This is a genomic window from Singulisphaera sp. GP187 (genome assembly GCF_900129635.1).
In the GTDB taxonomy this organism is placed as follows: Bacteria; Planctomycetota; Planctomycetia; order Isosphaerales; family Isosphaeraceae; genus Singulisphaera.
The window spans coordinates 5878951-5891564 of the sequence record NZ_FSRB01000001.1 but is presented as its reverse complement, the minus strand read 5'-3'; the positions used below and the strand labels follow the sequence as shown (position 1 = coordinate 5891564).

Below are 12614 nucleotides of genomic sequence, written 5' to 3'. Positions count from 1 at the left end.
CCGGCAAGCCGAATCGGGGCGATTTGAACCTTCTGTCGCGTGGAGTACCGACCCAATGCGTGCGCTCCGTTTCGTCCCCCTGTTCGCGATCCTCTTCCCGGTTCTGGCCACGGCGGCCGACGACGCCCCCAAAGGGGATCTCGCCAAATTCCAGGGCAAGTGGAAAACTTCGCTCGGCCCCGAGAAAAATATTACGCTCACGGTCGAGATCAAGGGGAGCGTTGTCACCGCCTCGGGCTCCGCGCCCGACGGCCAAACCTTTGAGATCAAGGGGGAGATCAAACTCGACGCGGCGGCCAAGCCGTTCAAAACCGTCGACTGGGTCAAGTTTGTCGGCCCCGATGGAAACGAGTCGCCCGACAATAAGGGCCTCTACGAGTTCGTCGACGACGACACCATCAAGATCTGCAACGGCGGCCCGGGCAACGACCGCCCGACCGAGTTCAAAGAGGGCGAAAACGAGAAGCCGAGCCTGATCGTCTTGAAACGAGAGAAGAACTGATCGTCCCAACCGAGGAAGGGAAACCGGGCCCACCGCATGGTTCCGACTCCAAGCCGACCTTCCTCGGCGCTCTCTCTCCCTCGCGGCCCCTCCTTTTTTCTCTCGCGAACCAGACGCCGTTTCTCGATCGCGGCCCCCCTCCTTGACTTCCCTTGGGCCGTCTCGGGCGACCCAGGATCCGAGCGATCCGCCCCGAACCCGCACGGACGCGTTATGATCTTCAAAGAGGAGAGCGCCTGCAACGACCCGAGCCCTGATCGAGGGAGAGAACCGCCTTTGAATCCGTTCGACTCAATCCGGGAGCGTCTTGGCCCCCAGCGCGACGCCTTGCTCCATCATCCGCTCTACCAGGAAATCGACCGACTGGAGGCGTTGCATGTGTTCATGGAACTCCACATCTTCGCGGTCTGGGATTTCATGTCCTTGCTCAAGTCGCTGCAACAGCGGCTCTCGTGCGTAGCGATCCCGTGGTTGCCCGCCGCCGACCCGAGCGGCTGTCGACTCGTCAATGAGATCGTGCTCGCCGAGGAGAGTGACGACGATGGCCAAGGCGGGTTCGTCAGCCACTTCGAGCTTTACCGCCGCGCCATGATCCGCTGCCGAGCCAAGACCGGTACCATCGACGCCTTCCTGAACGAGCTTCACCAAGGAAGGCCCGTTGCGGTCGCCCTCGAATCCCCCGTCGTCCCCGATTGCGCCCGCCGTTTCGTCCAGCAGACGTTCCGGATCCTTGAGGACGACAACCTCTGTGCGATCGCGTCGGCGTTTACGTTCGGCCGAGAAGACTTGCTCCCCGCGGTGTTTCAACGCATCGTCGACCAACTGAACATCCAAGCCGACGGCGATCTCGAAGACTTCAAGTACTACCTCGATCGGCATATCGGCCTCGATAGCGAGGAGCACGGCCCGATGGCGAACCAGCTCCTGCACTCCCTCTGTGGCTCGGATCCGGCGCGCTGGCAACTCGCCGAGCAAACCGCCATCGATTGCCTCGAGGCAAGGCGGGCGTTGTGGGACGGAATCCTCGACCGGATTCGAGCCGAGAAGCAACGGGTCGGGCCCCATTGAGGTCCAGAGTCATGGAAAAGCGGCTGATCACCGTCGGCAAATATTTGGCGAAATACCTGCGTCACTCGCCCGAGAAACTCGGCCTGACCCTCCAACCAGGGGGGTGGGTGCCGGTGGACGACCTGCTCGCCGCCGCCGCGAAACACGGCTTCCCGATCAGCGACGACGAGTTGATCGAGTGCGTCGAGACGAACGAGAAGCGGCGCTTCTCGTTCGACGCGACCGGCGACATGATCCGTGCCAACCAAGGCCACAGCGTCGAAGTCGATCTCCAGTTGGAAGAGCGAGTCCCGCCCGAGCTGCTCTACCACGGCACGGTCGAGCGGTTCCTGACGTCAATCCTGGCCACTGGCCTGAACAAGGCGAAGCGGCACCACGTTCACCTGTCGAAGGACGTCGAAACGGCAACGAAAGTCGGCGCAAGAAGGGGCCGACCCATCATCCTCAAGGTCGCAGCCGGAAAAATGCACCGGGATGGCCACACGTTCTTATGCTCAACCAACGGAGTCTGGCTGACGGCATTCGTCCCGCCCGATTACCTGTCGACCGACCCCTGAGGTTCGATTGGGACACAGAACCGATGAAGGCAAACGGGTGCCCATCGCCCTCCCCCGGATTCCGCCTCATCGACGCGATCGCACGCTTGGCCGTTTCGGCCAACGGCAAGGCCCTTGCATCCGAGGCACCGACCATGAGGCACCTGCGTCCGCGGTTCGCGATCCTCACTATGATGGTGGTCGTGGCGATCTCCGCGATTGTCATGACCTGGATTCGCCCGATTAGCCGGACCGAGGCGAAGAAGATCGCGGAGGCAAAATTCCTGAAGGTCCCTGGCGCCGGCCGTTGGATTGGGCGCTATCGAGTCGACGCAGGCCCCGGGGGAACGTTCGATTCCGACCAACCGAAGCGATACGCGGACGGTTGGACCGTCGTTTTGGCGGACCCGAGGGACGGAATTCCCCTCATGCAAATGTTCCTAACACCGAAAGGCAAGACACGCGCAATCGATTTCGCCCCTGGCAAATTCAACGAATTAGCATCTACTGAGTTCGCTGGTAAGTGAGTAGGCAGATGGTGCGGTGAGAGACCATGAGCGATGCCCTGTGGGAGGAGGGGTGGAACTCCGACGAGGCCCTGAATCACGTCTCTTACCTGTCCATCAACGACTGGAGTGGCAGGGGGCGGGTATTGCCAACGGTCTTGGCAAATCCTTGTCATCAGGCCGCCATCGGGAAGTTCAGACGGGCCGCGCGTTTCCGTTCTGCCCTTCATCCCCTCCGCTACCGCCGGTATCATGGCGACAACAAGGAGGGACTCATGCCCCAGACGACCGCCCTGTCCGATGCCGCCCAGGCGCTGCTCCGCCGCCATGTCGAGCACGGCGAGCTGCCTGTGAACGATTCCAACCGCGAGTTGCACCGCGAGCTGGCCCGCGCCGGGCTGATGGTCGCCGTCCACACCTTCACGGGAGGCCGGGAGCAATTCTACCGGTTCACGCGTGAGGGCTGGGATTTCGCTCGCTCCATGAGTACGGACTGAAAACGACGACCTCGCCATCGCCCTCAAGATCCGTCTCGCTCCGCCGCCGACGGGCAGCTCGGTACTTGCCGCCGCTTTCAACGCCTCGTCGTGGTCGAGGGTCTGATCCTCGGCCCACTCATGCGCAATGATTGCGTCGATGCGGTGACGAAGGTTCTCGCTCGCCCAGATGCGGCCACCCTTCTTCCCCTTCAGCAAGTCGGGGTTGAGCACGCCGGAATCGACGACGATGCCGGTGGAGATGCTGCCGCCCGTCCCCTCATCGGGATCGAAGACCCGCCACGGCTTGCCGGCCCTGGGATCATCCGCGCCGATCTTGTCTTCCGGTATGCCAAGCTCCTTCATGCGCCGCCCGACGTAGGAAGCGGCCACGTCCCGCCACTCGCGGGCGGATTGGGTCGCATGGCGCGCCGGGTCGGCTGGCACGGCGGGCAGCCCGCGCTCGGAGGGCGACGGGCCGATCATGCCTGGAGGTCGGTGTTCGTCTGTCATCGGGAAAGGGTAGCGCGATGGGTGCTGGGACGCAAGTACGGGGTGAGCCGGAGATAGAAGTCAAATTCTGGGGTTCCGCTGTGACAGTAGCGGGGGAGGAGAGTGTAATTGGATCGGTCAAGAATGAAGTAGTCACAGACAAAATGTGACACTGACTTCCATCATTCTTCCATAGAACCCACGCAGATTGATGAGGCATGGCGGGGAATTGATCTTCGGCGATTCGCATTACAAGTCGTTGACTATCAAGAGTTATCGCCTAAATGCGAGAGGAGGGACTTGAACCCTCACGCCTTGCGGCACAGGAACCTAAATCCTGCGTGTCTGCCATTCCACCACTCTCGCGAACGTCTCACTTCGAGGTACTGCGAGCCAATCGGCCCGGGCGCCCCCGACTCTTCGACCTCCCCGTGGCTTTGTACGGACAGCGGCCGGGAAGATCGTCGACCATTCTAATCACTCGAGCGCACGTGGTCCATCACGAGTCGCCCCATTCTGAACCTTGAGCTTGGGAGCGATCACGGCCGCCCCATGAACGGCTCGGGCGGAGAAAAAAAAGCTCCGTCGACCTTCCCTGCTCGGAGGGGCGACGGAGATGGGGCAAAACTTGATTTCGGGGGGCGACGAGGAGCAACGAAAGGGGTTCACACATCTCGGAACGCATCCATGCGGGTACGAGAGGCGGTTCGGTCGCGTGGGACAGGGCAGGCAGCGGAGGTGGGTTGCGACTTCAGGCCTTCTTGGCCAGGTTGCGGCGCCACAACAGGCCGCCGACCCCAACGCTCAAGCCCATCACGAGGATGCTGCTCGGTTCGGGAACGGTCGTCAGGTTGATCTGAAGCTGGGCCGTGCCTCCCGAGCCGTTGAGCAAGGTCGGCGAGGTGTAGTTGGGTGGGACCGGATTGATGTGGTAGGTCGTGCTGCCCAGCGTGAACGACGGGGTCGGGAAACCGGGAGCGGGGGTGTTGTACAGGCTCCCCGAGCCGCTCGCGTCGAGATTCAGGGTCAGGAGTCCCTTCACCTCGAAGGTGGCCGTACCATGCGTCGTGTTGTCGGTAGCCTGATAAACGATGTCGTACGGGACAACCTGGTTCGTGACGTTCGCCGCGCCAGGAAAGACATTGACCGACAAGAAGTTGTACGACTGCCCGAGAACGCCCGTGGTCGGCAGCGGTGCGTTCACCAGCGAGTTGTACACGAAGTTCATATTCGGCGTGGCGCCGCCCGGGTTGATGACCGTCAACGGGGTGATCGTGAAGGTCGCGTTCGCCTGGCTGGCGAGCAGCAACGGGATTGCGAAAGCAAATGCAAAAACGTGAGTCAAGCGCTTCAAGCTCATGAGCCAACTCCTTTAAATGCGAATCTGGCGTCGGTCCGTCTGTTCAGCGGCCTCTAAAATACCCGAGTTTATGCGCACGACAAGGCCATAGTTAGCCTTTATTGACACCAGACCCAAAATATGCGCCTACCCGCTTCGTCCCAACCCACCGAACCAGAACAGCCAACGACCCCTCGAAAACAAGGCGCATCCGTCGAGTTCACGGTCCATCGTGCCCTCATTTGACCGCGATGCGGCCCCGCTCGAGCTCAGGAAAAAAAAGTGGTCGTGGCCTTTCTTGACACTCAACGTCAAGGTTGCGACGGCCTAGACCTCCCCATTTCCTCGAACGACGGAACTTTACTCAGCTTCCGCATCCTCGAGAGGGCAGCGACTCCAGAGTCGCCGTCACCAGGCGCGCCCCACGGATGCTTCGAGCCGCTGAGTCCAGCCGTTCCGGTCCCCCAAGAATCGACGTCTGCCCCCACCGCACTGCAGAAAAGCACGCGAAAACTTGCACGCGCCAGGCCAGGTGCTCAAACCGGATTGCCAACCACGCCCCGCCGCCGTCGCAGATTGAGCTTGGAAGCAAGTCGTGGTTGACTTCAAAACGAGCCCGATTCCTGATTGTGAATGCCACCGCCTCGGAGTAGGCTCAACCCGGGGCAGCCCAACGGCCACTCTCGTTCAGCTTGAGCTTTACTTGAGCGACCAGGCCGAGCGGAGCCGACGAAGCGGCGTTCTCGGCAAGACCGAGGTCGGGTCGGGACGGCCTGGAGGGGTCCCTCCTGTTCCCCCTCGCCTGGCCGTCCGGATTCAGCCCAGCACCAATGCCACTCCGGGTCGAGCAGGTGGACGGCTGCATCACTCAATCAGAACAGTCACACATTTCTTGACATAGCAACACCGTCAAACCCGATTCCCGCTCTCCATCACGTCAGGAGCTCAATGATGAAGGCATTGGTGGTTTTCGTACTGGGAGTGATGCTGGCAGGGGGCTCATCCGCGATCGGACAAGTGGCCAAGCAGGCGGAAGAGACCGCGCGGCTCAAAGCCAGGCTGGAACTCGCGGAGCTCGATCACGAGGCCGAGAAGGTCCTCCTCAAAGAGTCGATCATGCTCGTGAATCGCGCGGAGCGTGACAAAATCGTGAATCAAAAGCCGTCCCAGGATGTCGAGAATTCTCAGGCCAAGGAACTCGCCGCCCTCCATCAGTACGTGGAAGCGAGTCGGCGGCATTTTGAAGAACAGGCCGTGGAGTTGGAGCGGATCAAGCGAGAATTGGCCGCGGCGTCCATGAATCCAAGGACAACTCGGAACGTCCCGACGCGTCCGCAACAGCCGGCTCCCGAGCAGGCGGAACTCCTCGGCCAGTTGAACGAGATCACGCTCAACTCCGAGCTCCTGAATGCAAAGCTGACGTTAATCACGAACGAATTAAATCGACGAACCAATACGCTTGCGAATCTTGAAGTCCAAGGCGACGAGGCCTCAGGGGGCGATGAGAAACGTCGGGAGGCATTGGAGGTCGCCAGGAAGCGCTACGACGAGGTGCGGAAGAATTACCTCGACCTCAAGAAGAAGGTCGAGGAGCAGCAATCCAGGCGGAGCGAACTTCAGCGACAGGTCGGCGGCTTTCAATAAAACGGGGGGAAGCGTCAGCCCCTTGAATCAACTCCGAGGGAACCGGGGGCGGTCGAGATCCAGGCTCGGTCCGCCTTGTCGGAAGCCAGAGTCCGGCTTTCGACTTCCTCGGGAAGGAATGGATTGAGCCAACGGCCCAAGTGACGTACCCTACGTTGTTAGCTTCGATTCTCTCGTTGTCCCACGCGGATTTGACACCGCGGAAGTCCGTAGGGTCCGCGATTGCGAACCATCCCTCATGGGTGATCATCGCGGACCACACCGCCAACGAGGCCGCAATCGAAGAGGGTCCGCAATCGCGGACTCTACGCTCGGAGGCCGTGATCGGCCCGGCTTATGGATTTCCTTCAGGGCGTGGCGTCACGATGAACAGTCCGGCGATCGAGACCGAGGCAGAACTCGAAGCGCTCCTCAGCGAACCGACGGTGGAAGTCATCGAAACGCTCGGCCGGTTGCCGGGCGATATTCTCCTCCTGGGGGTTGCCGGCAAGATGGGGCCGACCTTGGCCCGAATGGCCCGCCGCGCGGCCGACGCCAGTGGAACGTCGAGGCGTGTGATCGGCGTCTCGCGGTTCTCGGCGCCGGGGAGCCAGGAGGGACTCGCCGCGCACGGCGTCGAGACGATTTCCTGCGACCTGCTCGACGAGGCGGAACTGCGCAAGCTGCCGGACGCCCCCCACGTCATCTACCTGGCCGGCAAGAAGTTCGGCTCCACGGGGGATGAGGCGACCACCTGGCTGATGAACGCCTACTTGCCGGCCCTGGTCGCGAAACGGTATCGCGACAGCCGGATCGTCGCCTTCTCAAGCGGGAACATCTACGGCTTGGTCCCCGCCGCCAGCGCCGGCTCACGCGAGGAGGATCCGCCCCGGCCGGTCGGCGAGTATGCGATGAGCTGCCTCGCCAGGGAGCGGATCTTCGAGGCGTTCAGTCGATCCCAGCAAACTCCGATGGCGCTGATCCGGCTCAACTACGCCTGCGAGCTCCGCTACGGCGTCGTGGTCGACCTGGCCCAGAAGGTGGCGGCCGGCGAGCCGATCGACCTGGGCATGGGCTACCTGAACACCATCTGGCAAGGGGACGCCAACGCCTTGACACTCAGGGCGCTCGAGCATACCGCCACCCCACCAACGGTCATCAACTTGACAGGCCCGGAGCGGCTGTCGGTCCGCACCGTGGCCGAACGGCTGGGCCAGCTCATGAACCGGCCAGTTCGACTCCTCGGGACCGAGGCGGACTCCGCGTTGCTGAACGACGCCCGCCAAGGAATCCAGCGGCTCGGGACGCTTCGCGTGAACGCCGATCGCTTGATCGAACGAGTCGCCGCCTGGGTCTCGCGCGGAGGGACGAGCCTGGGCAAGCCGACCCACTTTGAATCACGTGATGGGACCTTCTAAATCATCAAAACAAAGACTTAACCACGAATGATCCGAATGACACAAATAATTCAAAAACAAAATCAAATTATTCAATCTCTTTTTTCATTCGTGTCATTCGTGTTATTCGTGGTTCAAATCTGACAATTTGTTCCTTCCATGAAAATCGAGAAGGTCGACGCGTGGCAAATCTCATCGAAGCTCGGATGGGTGAACTCTTGCGGCGTGGGCTGGCGATTCCCGCGTGCCCGCTGGCGTTGACGGCCGAGCGCCGGCTTGATGAGCGGCGGCAGCGGGCTCTGGTGCGTTACTACGCGGAAGCCGGGGCAGGGGGGCTGGCCGTCGGCGTCCACACCACCCAGTTCGCGATCCGCGATCCGGCGATCGGCCTCTTCGAGCCGTTGCTTCGCCTGGTTGCCGAGGAACTGGACCGGGCCGATCGCCGTGGAGGCGACCCACTCGTGCGAATCGCGGGGGTCTGCGGCCGCACCGGGCAGGCCCGAGGTGAAGCCGAGCTCGCCCACGATTGCGGCTACCACGCGGCCCTCCTGAGTCTCGCGGCGCTGGGGGATGCGAGTGAGGAGGAGCTGATCGCCCATGTCCGGACGGTGGCCGAGGTCATCCCGCTGGTCGGCTTTTATCTCCAGCCGGCGGTCGGAGGGCGAGTCCTGCCTTTCTCGTTCTGGCGGCGGTTCGCCGAGATCGAAAACGTCGTCGCGATCAAGATCGCTCCGTTCAACCGGTACCAGACACTGGACGTCGTGCGGGCGGTGGTCGAGGCCGGACGCGACGACCTGGCGCTCTACACGGGCAACGACGACAACATCGTGATCGACCTCCTGACGCCCTTTCGATTCGAGACGAACGGGAAACTCAAGGAGAGACGAATCGTCGGCGGCCTGCTCGGGCACTGGGCCGTTTGGACCCGTCGGGCCGTCGAATTGCTCGACGACTGTCACCGGCTGTCCGCCTCGGGTGCGGATGCAGCGGTCCCGGCCGAGATGCTCCGCCGCAATGTTGAGGTCACCGACGCCAACGCGGCCGTCTTCGATGCCGCCAACGGGTTCGCCGGCTGCATCGCCGGGATCCACGAGGTGCTCCGCCGCCAGGGGTTGCTTGCAGGTCTCTGGTGCCTCGACCCTGCCGAGACCCTCGGGCCGGGCCAGGCGCACGAGATCGACCGGGTCTGCCGCGCCTATCCCCACCTGACCGACGACGCTTTCGTCCGCGAACACCTTGATCGCTGGCTCAACGGCTGATTCCCACGGCCTTGGCCTTGGCCTTGGCCGAGCCGATCGACGACTTTGAGGATCCGCCATGACCCCGACCGCCTCTGAGCCGCCCCCCTCGCGACGCCGGTTCCTCAAACAAGCGACCGCGGCGGCATCCCTCCTCGGGACCGACCTGACCCGGCGCGCGGTCCAGGGAGCACCCGAAGCCGAGAACAAGTCCAAGCCAGAGCCACGCCCGAAGGTCATCGACTGCCACGGGCATCTGGCCCACCGGAGCCGGCCGACCTGGGAGCAAGAGGACCAGGCGCTGCTGGAAGCGGCCGACCGCCTCGGGATCGACCAGCTCTGCTGCTCGCTCCTCACCCCGAAACGACCGGCGCCGCCCGACCGGTTTCAGGAGTGCAACCGCTGGACCCTCGACGCGATGAAACGCTTCCCCGAGCGGATCCTCGGCTACTGCTTCGTGAACCCAGGGCACAAGAACGAGGCCCTCGAAGACATCAAGCGTTGCGTGGGCGAAGGGTTCGTTGGCATCAAAATGTACAATGACTTCTTTGCCACAGACCCGGTCGTCTTCCCGATCGTCGAGCGCGCGATCGAGTTGGGCGTCCCGATCCTCCACCACGCCGGCCACTTGCACTACTTCCTGAACGATCAGCCTCATATTTCTGATGGTGGGCACTTCGCCGAACTCGCGCGGCGTTATCCTGAGGCCAAGCTCATCTGCGCCCACGCCTGCGGCGGCGGAGACTGGGAATGGACGATCAAGGCGCTCCGACACGCACCAACCGTTTACCTCGACACCAGTGGGAGTGTCACGGATGATGGCGTGGTCGAGTTTGCGGTAAAAACCCTGGGCGCGGATCGGCTCCTGTTTGGCTGCGACATGTCGATGACCGCGGGCGTGGGTCGGATCCGAGGCGCGGACCTGGACGCGGCGACGAAGGAGCAAATCCTGGGGGGAAACATGGAAGCGATCCTCAAGGGGCGAAAATCATGAGGATCGACTTCAATGCGTATCTGGGGCACTTCGCCTTTCGTCGGTTGCGGCACAACAACGCCTCGTCGCTCCTGGACCTGATGGACCGGAAGCAGATCGATCAGGCGGTTGTCTCGAGCGCAAGCGCCATCACCTACCGCAACCCGCAGGCAGGAAACGAGGAGCTCGCCGCGGAGGTCGAGCCCCATCGCGACCGCCTGTTCCCCTTCGCCGTCATCAACCCTTTCTACGCCGGCTGGCGGGACGACCTCAAAACGTGTCACGAGACGATGGGAATGAAGGGCCTTCGGCTCTATCCCGGATGGCACAACTACCGCTTGGCCAACCCGAGTTGCCACGACCTGATCGACGCGGCCACAGAGCGAGAGATGATCATCTCGATCCCAATGCGCGTGGAGGACGCGCGGGATCGGAGCTGGCTGGTCGACGTCCCCGACGTCGCGCTGGCGGACGTGATCACGCTGGTGAAGGCATTCCCGAAGGCGCGGTTCGTCTTACTCAACGGCCTCGGCTATGTGAACACCCCGTTGGGACGCAAAGAGGGGGGCTTGCCGGCCAACTACCTGATCGAAATCTCCCGGCTCGACTCGGTGCTGGGCAACGAGATCGGCCAGCTCATCGCCAACCTGGGAGCCGACCGCGTCGTCTTCGGCACGGGAATGCCGTTCAACTACCCCGACCCGGCCCTGCTCAAGCTCGAGGTGCTCGACGCGGGCAAGGACGTGAAGGACAAGCTCGCCGGGAAGAACGCGGCGAACTGGCTCCGCGAGACGCGAGCCACTATCAATAAGCAATCCTGATTTATCCCGTCGATCGAACGAGAACCGGTAAGGCGAAGGGAGACTCAAACCGATGCGGCGCGACCCCAGCAAGCAACGACCCGAGGCAACGCGTCGGACGGTGCTCCAAACGGCCGGCGCGCTGGCAGCCGGCCTCCTGACTCAATCGACCACGGCCCAAGGGGCGACTGAGAACCTGGCCCTTCAGGGCGGGCCTCCCGCCGTCACCACTCCGAGCCGCAAGCAGGTCGAAGCCGCGCGCTGGCCAATCTTCGGGGCGGAGGAGGAGCAAGCGATCGTCGACCTGGTTCGAAACCCCGGTTACGGGCCGATCGCGGCCCTCGAAGCGGACTGGAAGGACTACTTCCAGGCCCCGTTCGTCAAAGCCCAGTGCAATGGCACCAGCGCGATCGCGGCGATGTTCTTCGCGCTCGACCTGCCCCCCGGCAGCGAGATTATGGTGCCGAGCTACACTTTCTTCGCCTCGATCGTACCGATGCGGGTCTTCGGCCTGGTCCCTCGGTTCGTCGACGTCAATCCGCGCACCCTCAACTTCGACGTCGACGACGCCAAGCGACGGCTGACCAAGAACACCAAGGCCGTCTTCCCGGTCCACTGGATGGGCTTGCCGTGCGCGATGGACGAGATCAACGACTTCGCCGCCGAGCACGGCCTGGCGGTCCTGGAAGACGTGGCCCACTCCCCGGGCGCCTCCCTCAAGGGAAAGCCAATGGGCACCTGGGGCCGGATGTCGATCTTCAGCTACCAGGCCTCGAAGCCGATCCCGGCCATGGAGGGGGGGATGGGGATGTACCAGAACCGCGAGGACTACGAGCGGGCGACCACGTTCGGACACTCCGACCTTCCCCCCAGCTTCCCCGCGAACAGTCCCTACCGCAAATTCGAAGGGTCCGGGCTCGGGCTCAAGTTCCGAATGAACCCCATGGCCGCGGTTCTCGCCCGGGCTCAACTGCGCAAGCTCAAGGCACGAAACGAGGACGGTGTCGCCCAGGTCCGCAAGCTGAACGAGCGGATCACCCAGTTGCCCGGCCTGGTCGAGCCGACGATCCGGTCCGACATGACGCGGCTCTACTACTCGTCGAACATTCTCTTCCTCGACGAAGCGAAAGCCGGGTTCACGCGGGCCGCCCTCGTCAAGGCACTCCAGGCCGAAGGGGTCAAGGCGACAGCCCATCGCTATCGCCTGCAGCACAAGCTTCCCCTCTACCAGGACGCCGCCTGGTGGCACCACGCGCCGGTCATCCCCAACCTACCGGGCTCGGACGAAGCCAACCGGACCGCAATCGGGCTTCCCTACTTCACCTCTGAGGTCCCCGAACTCGTCGAGCAATACGCCCAGGCGTTCGAGAAAGTCTGGGCGCATCGCAAGCAACTCGCGGAGAGCTGACGGAAAGTCTGTCCAAGCAGACGAATCCCACCGGTGTTTTTGATCATCGGGCGGGTGCCCTGTGGTTCCGTACGGGACTCGGAACCCACGCGGGAACGCCTTGGCCTGGCGCGCACGGGTTCCGCTTACGGAACTCGTGGGTCCCAAACCTCCTTCATTTTCCGGTTCACCCTGACCTTTCGAGCCTGACTCCGAGGGCTTGAGCGAAATCTTTAATTTTCGTCTTGGCGTGGTTGCATCCATCACTATAATAAGT

General features: G+C 62.7%; 13 protein-coding genes and 1 tRNA gene. 12 read left to right on the top strand and 2 right to left on the bottom strand.

The features are described from left to right. The first annotated feature begins 55 nt into the window (after positions 1–55). From BUS42_RS23110 to BUS42_RS23085, 6 genes are all read left to right on the top strand, one after another. Positions 56–502, top strand: coding sequence for a TIGR03067 domain-containing protein (locus BUS42_RS23110; RefSeq protein WP_074310059.1), 447 nt, complete (start codon positions 56–58; stop codon positions 500–502). A 276-nt stretch (positions 503–778) separates the two neighbouring features. After that, positions 779–1570, top strand: a complete 792-nt coding sequence (locus BUS42_RS23105) for a DUF3050 domain-containing protein (RefSeq protein ID WP_074311377.1) — start codon at positions 779–781, stop codon at positions 1568–1570. A gap of 11 nt (positions 1571–1581) precedes the next feature. Next, on the top strand, positions 1582–2127 hold the full coding sequence (locus BUS42_RS23100) for an RNA 2'-phosphotransferase (RefSeq protein WP_074310057.1): 546 nt from the start codon (positions 1582–1584) through the stop codon (positions 2125–2127). Between the two features lie 23 nt (positions 2128–2150). After that, positions 2151–2633 carry a hypothetical protein gene (locus tag BUS42_RS23095; protein WP_074310055.1) on the top strand — a complete coding sequence of 161 codons (483 nt, stop codon included), beginning with the start codon at positions 2151–2153 and terminating at the stop codon, positions 2631–2633. Positions 2634–2887: 254 nt separating this feature from the next. Continuing rightward, positions 2888–3109 carry a hypothetical protein gene (locus BUS42_RS42970; protein WP_143206442.1) on the top strand — a complete coding sequence of 74 codons (222 nt, stop codon included), beginning with the start codon at positions 2888–2890 and terminating at the stop codon, positions 3107–3109. 144 nt (positions 3110–3253) lie between these two features. Beyond that, positions 3254–3658 (top strand): hypothetical protein, encoded by a 405-nt coding sequence (locus tag BUS42_RS23085; RefSeq protein WP_143206441.1) that lies wholly within the window; start codon positions 3254–3256, stop codon positions 3656–3658. A gap of 207 nt (positions 3659–3865) precedes the next feature. Here the strand turns inward: BUS42_RS23085 and BUS42_RS23080 are convergent. Together BUS42_RS23080 and BUS42_RS23075 are read right to left on the bottom strand one after the other, a co-directional pair. Then, positions 3866–3946: transfer RNA gene (locus BUS42_RS23080), tRNA-Leu, on the bottom strand. Between the two features lie 385 nt (positions 3947–4331). Further along, entirely contained in the window at positions 4332–4940 is a 609-nt protein-coding gene (locus BUS42_RS23075; RefSeq protein WP_074310049.1) for a PEP-CTERM sorting domain-containing protein, read from the bottom strand. Between the two features lie 927 nt (positions 4941–5867). Between BUS42_RS23075 and BUS42_RS23070 the strand changes: the two genes are divergently transcribed. The 6 genes from BUS42_RS23070 (at position 5868) to BUS42_RS23045 (ending at position 12358) form a co-directional block, all read left to right on the top strand. Next, positions 5868–6563 carry a coiled-coil domain-containing protein gene (locus BUS42_RS23070; RefSeq protein WP_143206440.1) on the top strand — a complete coding sequence of 232 codons (696 nt, stop codon included), beginning with the start codon at positions 5868–5870 and terminating at the stop codon, positions 6561–6563. 365 nt (positions 6564–6928) lie between these two features. Further along, positions 6929–7960 (top strand): NAD-dependent epimerase/dehydratase family protein, encoded by a 1032-nt coding sequence (locus BUS42_RS23065; RefSeq protein ID WP_074311375.1) that lies wholly within the window; start codon positions 6929–6931, stop codon positions 7958–7960. A gap of 185 nt (positions 7961–8145) precedes the next feature. Then, positions 8146–9198 carry a dihydrodipicolinate synthase family protein gene (locus BUS42_RS23060; protein ID WP_074311373.1) on the top strand — a complete coding sequence of 351 codons (1053 nt, stop codon included), beginning with the start codon at positions 8146–8148 and terminating at the stop codon, positions 9196–9198. Between the two features lie 58 nt (positions 9199–9256). Continuing rightward, entirely contained in the window at positions 9257–10171 is a 915-nt protein-coding gene (locus tag BUS42_RS23055; RefSeq protein WP_074310046.1) for an amidohydrolase family protein, read from the top strand. Continuing rightward, positions 10168–10971 carry an amidohydrolase family protein gene (locus BUS42_RS23050; protein ID WP_074310044.1) on the top strand — a complete coding sequence of 268 codons (804 nt, stop codon included), beginning with the start codon at positions 10168–10170 and terminating at the stop codon, positions 10969–10971. The genes BUS42_RS23055 and BUS42_RS23050 overlap by 4 nt, the downstream gene beginning before the upstream one ends. Before the next feature lie 52 nt (positions 10972–11023). Beyond that, on the top strand, positions 11024–12358 hold the full coding sequence (locus BUS42_RS23045; RefSeq protein WP_074310041.1) for a DegT/DnrJ/EryC1/StrS family aminotransferase: 1335 nt from the start codon (positions 11024–11026) through the stop codon (positions 12356–12358). Positions 12359–12614 lie beyond the last annotated feature (256 nt).

Bases quoted from the DNA above. Each gene is read 5' to 3' on its own strand.
- BUS42_RS23110 (WP_074310059.1), top strand. From the start codon at position 56: ATGCGTGCGCTCCGTTTCGTCCCCCTGTTCGCGATCCTCTTCCCGGTT.
- BUS42_RS23100 (WP_074310057.1), top strand. From the start codon at position 1,582: ATGGAAAAGCGGCTGATCACCGTCGGCAAATATTTGGCGAAATACCTG.
- BUS42_RS23095 (WP_074310055.1), top strand. From the start codon at position 2,151: ATGAAGGCAAACGGGTGCCCATCGCCCTCCCCCGGATTCCGCCTCATC.
- BUS42_RS42970 (WP_143206442.1), top strand. From the start codon at position 2,888: ATGCCCCAGACGACCGCCCTGTCCGATGCCGCCCAGGCGCTGCTCCGC.
- BUS42_RS23075 (WP_074310049.1), bottom strand. From the start codon at position 4,940: ATGAGCTTGAAGCGCTTGACTCACGTTTTTGCATTTGCTTTCGCAATC.
- BUS42_RS23070 (WP_143206440.1), top strand. From the start codon at position 5,868: ATGATGAAGGCATTGGTGGTTTTCGTACTGGGAGTGATGCTGGCAGGG.
- BUS42_RS23065 (WP_074311375.1), top strand. From the start codon at position 6,929: ATGAACAGTCCGGCGATCGAGACCGAGGCAGAACTCGAAGCGCTCCTC.
- BUS42_RS23060 (WP_074311373.1), top strand. From the start codon at position 8,146: ATGGGTGAACTCTTGCGGCGTGGGCTGGCGATTCCCGCGTGCCCGCTG.
- BUS42_RS23055 (WP_074310046.1), top strand. From the start codon at position 9,257: ATGACCCCGACCGCCTCTGAGCCGCCCCCCTCGCGACGCCGGTTCCTC.
- BUS42_RS23050 (WP_074310044.1), top strand. From the start codon at position 10,168: ATGAGGATCGACTTCAATGCGTATCTGGGGCACTTCGCCTTTCGTCGG.
- BUS42_RS23045 (WP_074310041.1), top strand. From the start codon at position 11,024: ATGCGGCGCGACCCCAGCAAGCAACGACCCGAGGCAACGCGTCGGACG.